The following is a 13,548-nucleotide window of genomic DNA, read 5'->3' on the forward strand; positions in this document are numbered from 1 at the left end:
GGGCCGCTTTGCAGCCCATTCGCAGCACAAGGCTGCTCCTACAGGGACTGCGCATGACCTTGTAGGAGCAGCCTTGTGCTGCGAATGGGCCGCAAAGCGGCCCCAGTTGCATCAAAGCAACGGCGAAACGCTAGGCTCCTGCCGCGGCCAGGCATCCAGCACGGCCTTGATCAGCGTCGCCAGCGGGATGGCGAAGAAGATCCCCCAGAACCCCCACAACCCGCCAAACAGCAATACCGCGCAAATGATCGCCACCGGGTGCAGGCTCACGGCCTCGGAGAACAGGAGCGGTACCAGCACGTTGCCGTCCAGCGCCTGGATGATCGCGTACACCGTCATCAGGTAGATGAACTGGTCGCCCCAGCCCCACTGGAACAGCGCAATCAGTGTCACCGGTACCGTCACCACCACCGCGCCCACATACGGCACCACCACCGACAGCCCCACCAGTAGCGCCAGCAGCGCGGCATAGTTGAGCCCCAGGCTGATGAAGGCGATGTAGGTGGCAATGCCGCAGATCAGGATTTCAATGCCCTTGCCGCGAATGTAGTTGGCAATCTGCCGGTTCATCTCGCTGCCCACCCGGTTCAGCAAGGTGCGTTGGGTGGGCAGGTAGCCACTGACCCAACGGCCGATCAGTTCGCGGTCCTTGAGGAAGAAGAACACCAGAATCGGCACCAGTACCAGGTAGATCATGGCGTTGACCAGCAACGGCAGGCTCGACAGCGAAAAGGTCAACGCCCACTGCCCGAACTTGCCGATTTCCCCGCGCACCGACTCGATGGCGTGCAGCACCTGCTCGTCCGACACCAGGTGCGGGTAGCGCTCGGGCAACAGCAACAGCAACGACTGCCACTTGCCGAGCATGCCCGGCAGCTCGTTGAACAGGGTAATCAGCTGGTGCCACAGCAGCGGCACCAGCACCAGCATGAACACCGCCAGCGCCCCCATAAACAGGGCAAAGACCAGCATCACTGCCAGCCGGGTCGGTACCCGCAGCCGCTCCAGGGCATTGACCAGCCCCTGCATCAGGAACGCCAGCACCATGCCCGCCAGCACCGGCGCGAGCATGCCGCCCAGGGTGAGCACAGCGGTAAAAGCCAGGAACAGCAGCACCGCCAGCACCACCGCTTCTTCATCGGAGAAGTAGCGGTGCATCCAGTCGCGAAGCACTTTGAACATTGACGATCCTTGGAAAAGACTCAGGCCTTGCGCAGCCAGTAGGTATAGGTGCCGGCCTCAGCCGTTTCCTGCAGCAGGGTATGACCGGCCAGCTTGGCGAAAGTGCGGAAGTCGCGCTGGGAACCGGCGTCGGTGGCGATCACCTTCAGCACCGCGCCGCTGGCCAGGCGATTGAGCTCCATCTTGGCCTTGAGCAGCGGCAAAGGGCAATTCAGCCCGCTGGCGTCCAGTTCGGCGTCGCAGGTCAGGGTGTCACTCATCGCGGGGCTCTCCTAAGGCATTGCCGGGTTGCTGCTTCACAGGGTCGGCTAGGATAGCGCCACTGGTCGCCAACGTGTGAGCCCGCTACAGTAGGTATCTTTGACCGACGCGAGCTTCGTGCATGAATCTACTGCGCCCTACCCTGCTGACGCTGGCCTGCCTGATGGCCCTTCCCGGCCATGCTGACGACCTGCCATCACTGGGTGACGCCAGCTCTGCGATCGTCTCGCCGCAACAGGAACACCAACTGGGCCGTGCCTGGCTGAGCCTGCTGCGTGGCCAGGTCAACCAGTTGAACGACCCTCAGCTCAAGGACTACGTAGAGACTACCGTGTACCGCCTGGCCGAAACCAGCCAGCTGCAGGACCGGCGCCTGGAATTCATCCTGATCGACAGCCGTGAACTCAACGCCTTCGCGGCCCCCGGCGGCATCGTCGGGGTCAACGGCGGCCTGTTCCTCAATGCCCGCACCGAAGGCGAGTACGCCTCGGTGCTGGCGCACGAACTGGCGCACTTGTCGCAACGCCACTTCGCCCGTGGCGTCGAAGCCCAGCAACGCATGCAACTGCCGATGATGGCGGCTTTGCTCGCGGGTATCGTGCTGGCTGCCGGTGGCGCTGGCGATGCGGGTATCGGCATGATTGCCGGCACCCAGGCGGCGGCAATCCAGGAACAGAGGCGCTTCTCGCGGCAGAACGAACAGGAAGCCGACCGCATCGGCATCCAGAACCTTGAAAAGGCCGGTTACGACCCGCGCAACATGCCCACCATGTTCGAACGCCTGGCGCAGCAGTACCGCTACGGCGCCAAGCCGCCGGAATTTCTGCTGACTCACCCGGTGACCGAATCGCGTATCGCCGACACCCGCAACCGTGCCGAACAGGCGCCCAAGGGCGGTGTCGAGGACAGCCAGCGCTATCAGCTGATTCGCGCGCGCGTGGCCCTGACCTATGAAGAAACACCCGGTCTGGCAGCCAAGCGCTTCCGCTCCCAGCTCGACGAAGACCCGAAACTTGACGCTGCACGCTATGGCCTGGCCCTGGCGCAAATCAAGGGCGGCCAGCTGAACGAAGCACGCGAAAACCTGAAGCCGTTGCTGGCCAAGGCCCCCAACGACATCACCTACAACCTGGCGCAGATCGACCTGGACATCACCAACAACCGCCTGGCCGACGCACAGCAGCGGGCCGAGCGGATGCAGGGGCTGTACCCGGGTAACTACCCGCTTAAACAGGTGCGTGCCGATCTGCTGGTGAAGCAGAGCAAGCCGGCCGAGGCGGAGAAGATATTGAACGAGTTGATCAAGAGCCGGCCGGATGACCCGGACGTCTGGTACGACATGGCAGAAGTGCGGGGTTTGTCGGGCAATACCATCGGCCTGCACCGGGCACGTGCCGAGTTCTTCACGTTGGTAGGGGATTTTGACCAGGCGATCCAGCAGCTGGATTACGCCAAGCGCCGGGCGGGTGGCAACTTCCCGCTGGCGTCGCAGATCGACCAGCGCCAGCGCGAGATCCTGGAGCAGCAGCGTATGGTTCGGGAAATGATGGGGCGCTGAGAATCTGGGGGCGCTTTGCGCCCCATTCGCAGCACAAGGCTGCTCCTACAGAGATCGCATTCCCCTGTAGGAGCAGCCTTGTGCTGCGAATGGGCCGCAGAGCGGCCCCAGCATTTTCAGGCGTTACCGGAAAGCTTCAGGCGCGCCGCCTGGGTGAAGTCCAGCATGCGGTTCAGCGGCTTGATCGCCTTGGGCACCAGCGCCGGGTCGACAAAAATCTCGTTGCTGCCATTACGCAGGCAATCCAGCACCCGCTCCAGGGTGTTCATCGCCATCCACGGGCAATGTGCACAGCTGCGGCATGCCGCGCCGTTGCCGGCGGTAGGGGCTTCGACAAACTCTTTATCCGGGCACAACTGCTGCATCTTGTAGAAGATGCCGCGGTCGGTGGCGACGATGAAGGTCTTGTTCGGTAGGGTCTGCGCCGCCTTGATCAGCTGGCTGGTGGAACCCACTGCATCGGCCAACTCGATCACCGCTTCTGGCGATTCAGGGTGCACCAGGATCGCTGCGTCCGGGTACAGCGCCTTCATATCGGCCAGCTGGCGCGACTTGAACTCTTCGTGGACGATGCAGGCACCGTCCCACAGCAGCATGTCGGCACCGGTTTGCTTCTGGATATAACGGCCCAGGTGCTGGTCCGGGCCCCAGATGATGGTTTCGCCGTTGTCCATCAGGCTTTCGACGATTTCCAGCGCGCAGCTTGAAGTCACCACCCAGTCGGCACGGGCCTTCACGGCAGCGGAAGTGTTGGCGTACACCACCACGGTGCGCTCAGGGTGCTGGTCGCAGAAGGCTGAGAACTCTTCTACCGGGCAGCCCAGGTCAAGCGAGCAGGTGGCCTCCAGGGTTGGCATCAGCACGCGCTTTTCCGGGGTGAGGATTTTCGCGGTCTCGCCCATGAAGCGCACACCGGCCACGATCACCGTTTCGGCCGGGTGATTCTTGCCGAAGCGGGCCATTTCCAGCGAGTCGGACACGCAGCCGCCGGTTTCCTCAGCCAGGGCCTGGATGACCGGGTCGCAGTAATAGTGGGCAACCAGCACGGCATTCTGAGCCTTGAGCTCGGCAGCGATGGCCGCACGGTATTCGGCCTCCTGCTCGGCTGTCAGCGGGTTGGGCTGCTTGGCGTCGAGGTGAGCCTGAACCAACAGGCGTTCGGAAATCTGGGTCATGATCGCTGGACCTGCAGGCGCGCGTGCGCGTCAAATCGAGTGTATCACCCGGCCCTGGCAGATCGGCTAAGGGTGCCGGACGGTACGCAGGCCGCCACGGCCCTCTGCGGGCGCGGATTATTATCGGAGGCCGAAGGCTACAGACAATCCAGCGATTACTAAAGTGGTTTTTGTGTTGCCTGTGCTGGCCTCTTCGCGGGCATGCCCGCTCCCACAGGTACTACGCTGCCCTCAGGGGCAATGAGTAACCTGTGGGAGTGGGCGTGCCCGCGAAAAGGCCGGTACAGGTTCAATCAATCAACCCTGCGGCGACAGTGCTGCCAGGTGCGCTGCCATTAGCATGGCGAACTCTTCCACGGTCATCTTCTTGCCGTTGAAATCAACCATGCCATCGGCATAGTGCAGGCTGCTCACCACATCATTGCCTTCAACGGTGGCCAGGCCACTCTGCAGCGCCATCATGCCGACCATCTCCCCCGCCTGGCTCGACTGCATGGCAATCGCCTGGGCGTCGGTCTGGCCGTCCAGCAGCGCCTGCAAGGTCGCCAGGTCACCCATCATCGGCTTGGACAGGGTCAGCTTGCCCTTCACCTCGGTGATCAGTTGCTTGCTCAACTGGTCCGGCGGCAAGTCGAAGCTGGCCGGGGCGGCGAAGTCCATCGACAGGTTGAAACGGCTCTCGCCATTGGCGGTCTTGAACGACAGGTTTTCTATCGCCACCTTGGGCTTGGCGGCCAGCAGCTGCCGCAGGTCACCCTGGAACCGGGCCTTCTCTGCGTCGTCCATCTGGATCTGCGGCACAGGCTGACCGGCTGCAGCGGCCGCCTCGAACTCCGGCAGGTGCGCCTGGTACCACTTCGACAACGCCTGCAATGCCGGTGCGTTGACCGAATTCACACTCACCAGCATGTGCGCCTTGCCCACCGCGCGGCCATCCCAGGTGATGTCGCCGACCTTGTACTCCACGCGACCGCCCACGGCATCCGGGCCGTCCAGGGTTTGCAGGACATTCTGCTCCAGGCCGTTGATCAGCAGCACTTGCTGCTTCGGCCCCAGGGTGACCTTGGTTTCGGCCAGCGCCAGGTCGACATTGCCCACATAGATGGCGTCGTGCGCGGTGGCCTGAAGGTTGCCGCCCACCTTCAGGCCTTTGAGTTCGAACGTGGCAGGCGGCTGGTCCTCGCGCACAAGCTTCATCACGAAACGGTCGGCCTGGCCGTGGAACTTCGACGCCTTGCCTTCCTTGTCGCCACTGACTTCCAGCTGCATGCCCGAGAAGTCGAGGCTATTGCCGTCAGCCTCGTCGAGCTTGACCGGCGCGAGCCGGACCTGGCTGACCACACTGCCGCCGTAACCCAGGCTGGTCTGTGCGCTGACCGGGGCCTGCTCACCTGCAGCGGCGAACCACGCTGCGGTGGCATCGTCCTTCTGCAAGGTGCTGTTGCTGACCGCCATCACCGGCATCAGCTTCAACGCCTTGACCCGCGACCAGGGAAACGGCCCGTGCTCGATCTGGTCCGTCACGCCCACGTCGAAACTCACTACCTCCCCTTCACCCACGTTGATATCGCGGGCCTTGAGCCGGTACTGGGCGGTACTGCTGAAGAAATGCTGCTCCAGCGACACCCGCTCGATGCTCATGCTGCCGCCGGTGGTCACCAGGGCCTTCTTGAGCTCGGTGTTGCTGCGGACAAGGGCATTGTCCAGCTCGGCAGGCAACTGCTTGCCGGTGTACCAGGCACCAGCGGTGGATGCGACGGCAATGGCAATCGCCAGGCCGGAAAGGATACCAACTGATTTCTTCATGAATAGAACCGATTGTCCGTAAGGGCTTCTTGGGCGACAAAGGCCACGCAGGAGACGAAGAGTACCACTGCGACAGAACACGATGGCCGATCGGAAAAGAGAAAACACATTTTTTCAGAGGCGACTGACACCCCTCAAAGAGAGCATCACTCGTTAATTTTTACGAACATTCGAATTGATCAAAACCGCAAAAAACCGCGCAAAAACCGAACAACCCCCCCTTTAAATCGATAAATATTTCAATTTTGTAACATCTTGTCATGTTTAACTTGACACCAACCTACCCATCGTTTTTTATTTTCACCACTTAGCGCGTCTCCCCCCGCGCCTTCCGCCGCTCCTACAAAAAAGGTGAACAACATGGAGCCCACCCGCTCGCCCTTGCCGCATGCGCAATACACCGTGCCCGCCGTTTACGCCCAGGAGCCATGCCAGCATGCAGCCTGATCACAGCGCTTCCGGCAACGGCCAACTCCGCAAAACCCTGCGCCTCTGGCACGTGATCATCATCGGCCTGGCCTACCTGACCCCGATGACCGTGTTCGACACCTTCGGCATCGTCAGCGGGATCACCGCCGGCCATGTGCCCAGCGCCTACATCCTGGCGCTGGCGGGCATCCTGTTCACCGCCGTGAGCTACGGCACCCTGGTAAAGCGTTTTCCGCAGTCGGGCTCGGCGTACACCTACACCCAACGCGCGATCAACCCGCATGTGGGCTTCCTGGTCGGCTGGTCGTCGCTGCTGGATTACCTGCTGCTGCCAATGGTCAACGCGCTGCTGGCCAAGTTGTACCTCTCGGCCATGTTCCCCGAAGTACCGGAGTGGATATGGGTGGTCGGCTTCGTCAGCCTGATCAGCCTGATCAACATGCGCAGCGTAAACCTGGTGGCGCACTTCAACCTGCTGTTCGTGGGCGTGCAGGTGGCGATCATCGCCGTGTTCATCTACCTGTGCGTGCGCGGCCTGGGCCAGGGTGAAGGGCTGGGTACCACCTGGAGCCTGCTGCCGTTCGCCGACAACCAGACGCACCTGAGTGCACTGGCTGCCGGTGCGACCATCCTGTGCTTCTCGTTCCTGGGCTTCGACGCGGTCACCTGCCTGTCCGAAGAAACCCGCGACCCGGCCAAGACCATCCCGCGGGCGATCTTCCTCACCGCGCTGATCGGTGGCGTGGTGTTCATTACCGTGTCGTATTTCATCCAGGCCTACTTCCCGACCATGGCGCGCTTCCACGACCAGGAAGCGGCCCTGCCTGAAATAGCCCTGTACGTTGGCGGCAAGCTGTTCCAGTCGATTTTCATCGCCTGCACCGTGATCAACACCATTGCGTCGGGCCTGGCCTCGCAGACCAGCGTGTCGCGCCTGCTGTACGTGATGGGCCGCGACAACGTGATCCCGGCCAGCCTCTTTGCTCGCCTGCACTCGCGCTACAAGACGCCGGTGCTGAACATTGCGGTGGTGGGGCTGGTTGCACTTTCGGCGATCTTCTTCGACCTGGTCACCGCCACCTCCATCATCAACTTCGGTGCGCTGGTTGCGTTCAGCTTCGTCAACCTGTCCGTGATCAACCACTGCTACCTGCGCGAAGGCAACCGCCGGGGCCTGGCCAACCAGCTGAAGTACCTGGTGCTGCCGACCATAGGCTTCTGCATCATCGTCTCGCTGTGGCTGGACCTGAACGCGCATTCGCTGATGTTCGGCGGCATCTGGGCGGCGGTCGGATTGATCTACCTGGGTTGGCTGACCAAAGCCTTCCGGTCGGCACCGCCCAACTACGTCGCCGAATGAACCACGCTGCCAACAACGCCCGCGCCAGACCGCGGGCGTTGTACTTGATCGAAAAGGAAAGCCCTCATGCCGCTGCGTCGCCTCTCCATCCAGTGGAAGATAACCCTGCTCGCCGGCCTGTGCCTGCTGGCCATCGTCGCCCTGCTGGTGGCCACGTCACTGACCCAGGCTCGGCGTAGCGCTGCGCTGGTCAACCAGGCCAACACCGCCATGCTCGACAGCAGCGCGCGCCAGCGCCTGCAGGCCCACGCCGAAACCCAGGCCCTGCGGGTGCAGCGCTACTTCATGGACGCCTACCAGTACGGCAATGGCTTTGCCCGCATGGTGCAGGTGCTCAAAGCCCGAGGCGGCAGTGACCTGCGCGCCGAGCTGACACGCCAGGCCCGTGCCAGCCTGGCCGGCAACCCGGATGTGATCGGCCTGTACCTGGTGTTCCAGCCCAACGCGCTGGACCAGCAGGACAGCCAGTACCTCGGCCAGGACGCCGTGGGCAGCAACGAAAGCGGGCGTTTCTCGTTGTACTGGTCGCAGCCGCGCCCCGGCACCCTGGAGCTTGAGGCCATGCCGGAAGCGATGCTCGGCGATGCCAGCGTCGGCAGCAACGGCGCGGCGAAGAACCGCTGGCTGACCTGCCCGCAAGACACCGCCAGTACTTGCATGCTGGAACCCTACCTCGACGAGGTCAATGGCCGCCAAGTGCTGATGACCAGCATTGCCCTGCCGCTGCTGGAGCATGGCAAGGTGGTCGGCGTGGTCGGCCTGGACATCGGTCTGGCCAACCTGCAGCAACTGAGCCTGGACGGCCGCCGCGAGCTGTTTGATGGCCAGGGCCATGTCAGCATCGCCAGCGCAGCCGGCCTGCTGGCAGGCAACAGCCGCGATGTCAGCGCGCTCGGCAAACCCATGGACACTAAGGTGGCCGACGGCCTGCTGCGCGTAGCCCACCCCTTCGCCCCCATCCCTGACGCCGCGCCTTGGCAGGTGTTGCTGGAGCTGCCAGAAAGCGTGCTGCAGGCTCCCGCCGTGGCCCTCAACCAGCGCCTGGATGCGCACAACCAGAATGCCAACCTCACCAGCCTGCTGATCGGCCTTGGCGCCGCCATCGCAGGTTTGCTGCTGGTGTGGCTGACCGCACGCGGCGTTACCCGGCCAATCCTGGCCGTGGCCGCACGCCTGCAAGACATCGCCAGCGGTGAAGGCGACCTCACCCGCCGCCTGGACTACGCCCGCCAGGACGAACTGGGCCGGCTCACCCACTGGTTCAACCGCTTCCTCGACAAGCTGCAGCCGGTCATTGCCCAGGTCAAAGGCTCGCTGCAGGAGGCCCGCGGCACCGCCGACCAGTCGGCCGCCATCGCCAGCCAGACCAGCAATGGCATGCAGCAGCAGCACCGTGAAATCGAACAAGTAGCCACGGCAGCCAACGAGATGAGCGCCACTGCCCTGGATGTCGCCCACAACGCATCGCAAGCAGCCCAGGCCGCACGTGCCGCCGACCAGGCCAGCCGCGAAGGCCTGCAACTGATCGACAGCACCCGCGAGGGCATCGATCGCCTGGCTGCCGGCATGAACACGGCCATGGACGAGGCGCGAGCACTGGAAGGCCGCAGCGGCCAGATCGGCTCGGTGCTGGAGGTGATTCGCACCATCGCCGAGCAGACCAACCTGCTGGCACTCAATGCTGCCATCGAAGCTGCGCGCGCTGGCGAAGCCGGCCGTGGTTTTGCCGTGGTCGCCGATGAGGTGCGCGGCCTGGCACAGCGCACGCAGGTGTCGGTGGAGGAAATTCGCCAGGTCATCGAAGGCCTGCAACAAGGTACCCAGGATGTCGTGGGCGCCATGCACGAAGGCCAGCGTCAGGCCCAGGCCAGCGCGGCACGCATGGAACAGGCGCTGCCAGCGCTGCAGCGCATCGGCGAAGCGGTGACCGTGATCAGCGACATGAACCTGCAGATCGCTTCAGCGGCCGAAGAGCAGAGCGCGGTGGCCGAGGAAGTGAACCGCAACGTGGCGGGCATCCGGGATGTGACAGAATCACTGGCTGGCCAGGCTGACGAATCGGCGCGCATCAGCCAGGCACTGAACCGGCTGGCCAACCAGCAACAGGCGTTGATGGAGCAATTCCGCGTCTAACCTGCAAGGGCCCTTTCGCGGGCACGCCCGCTCCCACAGGTGCGTGGTCGCCTTCCAGGCCAACGCAGACCCGGTGGGAGCGGGCGTGCCCGCGAGGAAGCCCGTACAGACACCACAGCATTATCGTTTTTACTGAGCACACGTCATGCAAACCGCAACCAGATCCACCTTCTTCGACATCACCAGCGAACAGGGCCTGTTACGCACCTCGATTGCCGTCACCCTGTTCATCGCCACCATCGGTATCGCCTTCGGCCTGGCTTCCGGGTCGTTCTCCATCGTCTTCGACGGCGTGTACTCGCTGGTCGACGCCAGCATGAGCGGCCTGTCGCTGGTCGTGGTCAAGCTGATCACCTCGCACACCACCAGCGTGCAAATGTCGCGCAAGCTGCGCGAGCGCTTCACCATGGGCTTCTGGCACCTGGAACCGATGGTGCTGGCACTCAATGGCATCCTGCTAAGCGGTGTGGCCATCTACGCGCTGATCAACGCCGTCAGCAGCCTGCTGGAAGGCGGCCGCCACCTGGAGTTCGGCATTGCCATGGTCTATGCGGTACTGACCGTGATCACCTGCGTCACCATCGCCGTCGTCGAAGCCCGCGCCAATCGCAAGCTGAAGTCAGACTTCGTGCGCATGGACGTCAAGGGCTGGGTGATGTCGGCCAGCATCACTGCCGCGCTGTTGATCGCCTTCTGCTTTGGTTACGCGGTGCAAGGCACGTCGCTGGAGTGGGTGTCGCCGTACATCGACCCGGCGGTACTGGCGCTGGTGTGCCTGGTGATCATTCCGCTGCCGCTGTCGGTGGTCCGTCAGGCGCTATCTGAAATCTTTCTGGTTACCCCCGGCGACCTCAAGCTGCACGTCGATGAAGTGGCCAAGGCCTTCGTCGCCCGCCACGGGCTGCAGTCGTACCGCGCCTATGTCGCCAAGGTCGGGCGCTCACGGGAGATCGAGCTGTATTTCATCGTGCCAAAGACAATGGCCGCGAAGACCATCGATGAATGGGATACGTGGCGCAACGAGATTGGTGATGCGGTAGGCGGCGAAGGGCCGGACCGCTGGCTGACGGTGGTGTTCACCGGCGACCCGGAATGGGCTGAGTAAGCTGGGGGCGCTTTGCGCCCCCAAGGATCCCGAAAACGAAAAAGCCCGCGACCATTTCTGGTAGCGGGCTTTACGTACTGCGTATGGTGGGTCGTGTAGGATTCGAACCTACGACCAATTGGTTAAAAGCCAACTGCTCTACCAACTGAGCTAACGACCCGATTGATGGCGCGTATAATACTGATTTCTAACGAGAAATCAACACTCCATCAAAAAATCTTCAAAAATACCGCGTCGGGTCTGCTACACCGGCCGCCTTGAAGCCGTCGGCGCGCAGGCGGCAGCTGTCGCATTTGCCACAGGCGCGCCCGTCATCGTCGGCCTGGTAGCAGGAAACGGTCAGGCTGTAATCCACGCCACGGGCCATGCCGGCCTGCACGATCTGCGCCTTGCTCAGGTTCTGCAGCGGCGCCTGAATACGGAAGCCCTGCCCTTCTACACCGGCCTTGGTTGCCAGGTTGGCCATGCGCTCGAAGGCTTCGACGAACTCGGGGCGGCAATCGGGGTAACCGGAGTAATCCACGGCATTGACGCCAATGAAGATGTCACGCGCCTCCAGCACTTCTGCCCAGCCCAGGGCTAGCGACAGGAATACGGTATTACGCGCCGGCACGTAGGTGACCGGGATGCCTTCGCTCGGGGCTTCCGGCACGTCGATGCTGCTGTCGGTCAACGCCGAACCACCGATACCGTCCAGGTTCAGGCCGATGACCTTATGCTCGACCACGCCCAGGTCCCGGGCGACACGGGCAGCCGCATTCAGCTCGGCCCGGTGGCGCTGGCCATAGTCGAAGCTCATGGTGTAGCAGCTGTAGCCTTCGGCCTTGGCCATGGCTACAACGGTGGCCGAATCAAGGCCGCCAGACAGCAGGATTACCGCGCGTTTCTCAGTCATGTGCTTTTTTAACTCTCAATCAACGTCCGGGTTCGTCGTTCCACAGCAGCTTGTGCAACTGCAGCTGGAAACGTACAGGCAGGTTGTCGGCAACGATCCAGTCGGCCAGGTCGCTGGCACTCACCTGGTGGTGGCTCGGCGAGAACAACACCTCACCGGCACGCTCAGCCAGGTTGTACTGGATCAGCTTGGAAACCGCCCAGTCATAGTCCTCACGGGAACAGATGACAAACTTGACCTGGTCGTTGCGGGTCAGCTGCTCGATGTTCTCGTAGCGGTTACGGTGCGATTCTTCGGAACCCGGGGTCTTCAGGTCGACAACGCGGCTGACGCGGGTGTCGGTGCCCGCGATATCCAGCGCACCACTGGTTTCCAGCGACACCTCGTAACCGGCATCACACAGGCGCTGCAGCAACGGCAAGGCGTTGGGCTGAGCCAGTGGCTCGCCACCGGTGACACAGACGTAGCGGGGCTTGAAGCCGGCAACCTGCTCAAGGATCGAATCCAGGGTACGAATAGTGCCGCCAGTGAAGGCATAGGCACTGTCGCAGTACTGGCAGCGCAGGGGGCAGCCGGTAAGGCGCACGAATACGGTGGGCAAGCCAGCCGTTCGCGTTTCACCCTGCAAAGAGTAAAAGACTTCTGTGATGCGTAATGTGTCTTGCATGCTCGCCACGGGCGTGACAGCTAAACAGGCTGTCCGCCTCCGTCAGGCACTGTCGCGGACTCGACATGGCGTTATCCGCAGCAGCGTGTTTACGAAAAAAGGGCAGTGATTCTAACGAAAAAACCCGCGACTGGCGCGGGTTTCTTTCGAGCGGTACAGCTACAGGGCTCAGAGCTTCTGCAGGTCACGCTGGGCCAGCTGCGCGGCGGAGGTGCCGGGGTACTGGGTGATGACCTGCTGCAGGATGCCCTTGACCTTGTCGGTATGGCCCATGCGGCGCTCGACGTCGGCCAGTTTGTAGAGTGAATCCGGCACTTTGCTGTGCTTGGGATACTTCTGGCTGACCTGGGCGAAGGCCTGACTGGCACCTGGCAGATCGCCTTTGGCCAGGTTCACTTCACCCAGCCAGTACTGCGCGTTGCCGGCGTACTGGCTGTTGGGGTACTTGCGCAGGAAGGCATTGAACGCCTGGCTGGCCTTGTCAAAGTCTTTCTGTTTGATCAGGTCGAAAGCAGCATCGTAGTAGAGCTTCTCTTTCGCTGGATCGCCGGGCTCGCTACTGGCGGCCGGTTGTTGCGCAGCAGCACCGGCTGCTGCATCGGGGGCGGCATTTGAAGCACCACCACCGGAGGAATTGTCAGGGGTCGCGGCAGGTGCAGCGCCACTGTTGATGCGACGGTCCAGGTCCTGGTATCGCTCCAGGTTTTCCTGCTTCATGCGCGACACATCGTTCTGCAGCTCTTCGATGATGCCTTGCTGGCGGGAAAGCTGGTCCTGCATCTGTTGCAGCTGCATGAACAGCTGGCCTTGTGCAGAGGCAGGGGCCGAAGCCCCTGACCCGGCATAGGCGCCGCTCGTGCCATAACCCACAGGCGGATAGCTGCCTGCGTTGTCATCTACTACAGGGACCTCAGCCCAGGCCGCGAGCGGCAGGCTGAGTGCGAGGACGGTTACTACACGGCGGCACATACGCATAA

At 62.7% G+C, this 13,548-nt stretch carries 11 protein-coding genes and 1 tRNA gene; 4 read left to right on the forward strand and 8 right to left on the reverse strand.

Annotation, left to right across the window (positions count from 1 at the left end):
- Positions 1-111: 111 nt before the first annotated feature.
- Both SB756_RS24840 and SB756_RS24845 read right to left on the reverse strand, forming a co-directional pair.
- Positions 112-1,182 carry an AI-2E family transporter gene (locus SB756_RS24840; protein ID WP_341796550.1) on the reverse strand — a complete coding sequence of 357 codons (1,071 nt, stop codon included), beginning with the start codon at positions 1,180-1,182 and terminating at the stop codon, positions 112-114.
- A 20-nt stretch (positions 1,183-1,202) separates the two neighbouring features.
- On the reverse strand, positions 1,203-1,442 hold the full coding sequence (locus SB756_RS24845) for a sulfurtransferase TusA family protein (RefSeq protein ID WP_016498337.1): 240 nt from the start codon (positions 1,440-1,442) through the stop codon (positions 1,203-1,205).
- A gap of 122 nt (positions 1,443-1,564) precedes the next feature.
- Between SB756_RS24845 and SB756_RS24850 the strand changes: the two genes are divergently transcribed.
- Positions 1,565-3,001: a M48 family metalloprotease gene (locus tag SB756_RS24850; protein ID WP_049278115.1), complete on the forward strand. Its 1,437-nt coding sequence runs from the start codon at positions 1,565-1,567 to the stop codon at positions 2,999-3,001.
- A 116-nt stretch (positions 3,002-3,117) separates the two neighbouring features.
- On the opposite strand, the gene nadA is transcribed toward SB756_RS24850, so the two are convergent.
- Together nadA and SB756_RS24860 are read right to left on the reverse strand one after the other, a co-directional pair.
- Positions 3,118-4,176: a quinolinate synthase NadA gene (nadA, locus tag SB756_RS24855; protein WP_019472564.1), complete on the reverse strand. Its 1,059-nt coding sequence runs from the start codon at positions 4,174-4,176 to the stop codon at positions 3,118-3,120.
- 297 nt (positions 4,177-4,473) lie between these two features.
- The gene (locus SB756_RS24860; protein WP_410912317.1) at positions 4,474-5,982 is read right to left on the reverse strand and encodes a YdgA family protein; all 1,509 of its coding nucleotides are present in this window, start codon (positions 5,980-5,982) and stop codon (positions 4,474-4,476) included.
- A 436-nt stretch (positions 5,983-6,418) separates the two neighbouring features.
- Between SB756_RS24860 and SB756_RS24865 the strand changes: the two genes are divergently transcribed.
- The 3 genes from SB756_RS24865 to SB756_RS24875 all read left to right on the forward strand — a co-directional run bounded on the left by SB756_RS24865 (position 6,419) and on the right by SB756_RS24875 (position 11,009).
- On the forward strand, positions 6,419-7,771 hold the full coding sequence (locus SB756_RS24865; protein WP_016498333.1) for an APC family permease: 1,353 nt from the start codon (positions 6,419-6,421) through the stop codon (positions 7,769-7,771).
- A 66-nt stretch (positions 7,772-7,837) separates the two neighbouring features.
- Positions 7,838-9,904 carry a methyl-accepting chemotaxis protein McpU gene (gene mcpU, locus SB756_RS24870; protein WP_410912319.1) on the forward strand — a complete coding sequence of 689 codons (2,067 nt, stop codon included), beginning with the start codon at positions 7,838-7,840 and terminating at the stop codon, positions 9,902-9,904.
- Between the two features lie 145 nt (positions 9,905-10,049).
- Positions 10,050-11,009 carry a cation diffusion facilitator family transporter gene (locus SB756_RS24875; protein WP_019472560.1) on the forward strand — a complete coding sequence of 320 codons (960 nt, stop codon included), beginning with the start codon at positions 10,050-10,052 and terminating at the stop codon, positions 11,007-11,009.
- A gap of 84 nt (positions 11,010-11,093) precedes the next feature.
- On the opposite strand, the gene SB756_RS24880 is transcribed toward SB756_RS24875, so the two are convergent.
- The 4 genes from SB756_RS24880 to ybgF form a co-directional block, all read right to left on the reverse strand.
- Positions 11,094-11,169 (reverse strand) — tRNA-Lys (locus SB756_RS24880).
- Positions 11,170-11,229: 60 nt separating this feature from the next.
- Positions 11,230-11,904, reverse strand: coding sequence for a 7-cyano-7-deazaguanine synthase QueC (queC, locus tag SB756_RS24885; RefSeq protein ID WP_049276760.1), 675 nt, complete (start codon positions 11,902-11,904; stop codon positions 11,230-11,232).
- Positions 11,905-11,923: 19 nt separating this feature from the next.
- Positions 11,924-12,571: a 7-carboxy-7-deazaguanine synthase QueE gene (gene queE / locus SB756_RS24890; protein WP_041167623.1), complete on the reverse strand. Its 648-nt coding sequence runs from the start codon at positions 12,569-12,571 to the stop codon at positions 11,924-11,926.
- A gap of 168 nt (positions 12,572-12,739) precedes the next feature.
- A complete protein-coding gene (ybgF, locus tag SB756_RS24895) occupies positions 12,740-13,546 on the reverse strand; it encodes a tol-pal system protein YbgF (RefSeq protein WP_016498328.1) in 807 nt (268 codons plus the stop codon).
- Positions 13,547-13,548 lie beyond the last annotated feature (2 nt).

This window comes from Pseudomonas sp. SIMBA_068 (assembly GCF_046534705.1).
Classification (GTDB): domain Bacteria; phylum Pseudomonadota; class Gammaproteobacteria; order Pseudomonadales; family Pseudomonadaceae; genus Aquipseudomonas; species Aquipseudomonas putida.

What these genes read in the sequence shown, in the direction of transcription:
- SB756_RS24840 (WP_341796550.1), bottom strand. Translation starts at nt 1,182, where the DNA reads ATGTTCAAAGTGCTTCGCGACTGGATGCACCGCTACTTCTCCGATGAA.
- SB756_RS24845 (WP_016498337.1), bottom strand. Translation starts at nt 1,442, where the DNA reads ATGAGTGACACCCTGACCTGCGACGCCGAACTGGACGCCAGCGGGCTG.
- SB756_RS24850 (WP_049278115.1), top strand. Translation starts at nt 1,565, where the DNA reads ATGAATCTACTGCGCCCTACCCTGCTGACGCTGGCCTGCCTGATGGCC.
- nadA (WP_019472564.1), bottom strand. Translation starts at nt 4,176, where the DNA reads ATGACCCAGATTTCCGAACGCCTGTTGGTTCAGGCTCACCTCGACGCC.
- SB756_RS24860 (WP_410912317.1), bottom strand. Translation starts at nt 5,982, where the DNA reads ATGAAGAAATCAGTTGGTATCCTTTCCGGCCTGGCGATTGCCATTGCC.
- SB756_RS24865 (WP_016498333.1), top strand. Translation starts at nt 6,419, where the DNA reads ATGCAGCCTGATCACAGCGCTTCCGGCAACGGCCAACTCCGCAAAACC.
- mcpU (WP_410912319.1), top strand. Translation starts at nt 7,838, where the DNA reads ATGCCGCTGCGTCGCCTCTCCATCCAGTGGAAGATAACCCTGCTCGCC.
- SB756_RS24875 (WP_019472560.1), top strand. Translation starts at nt 10,050, where the DNA reads ATGCAAACCGCAACCAGATCCACCTTCTTCGACATCACCAGCGAACAG.
- queC (WP_049276760.1), bottom strand. Translation starts at nt 11,904, where the DNA reads ATGACTGAGAAACGCGCGGTAATCCTGCTGTCTGGCGGCCTTGATTCG.
- queE (WP_041167623.1), bottom strand. Translation starts at nt 12,571, where the DNA reads ATGCAAGACACATTACGCATCACAGAAGTCTTTTACTCTTTGCAGGGT.
- ybgF (WP_016498328.1), bottom strand. Translation starts at nt 13,546, where the DNA reads ATGCGTATGTGCCGCCGTGTAGTAACCGTCCTCGCACTCAGCCTGCCG.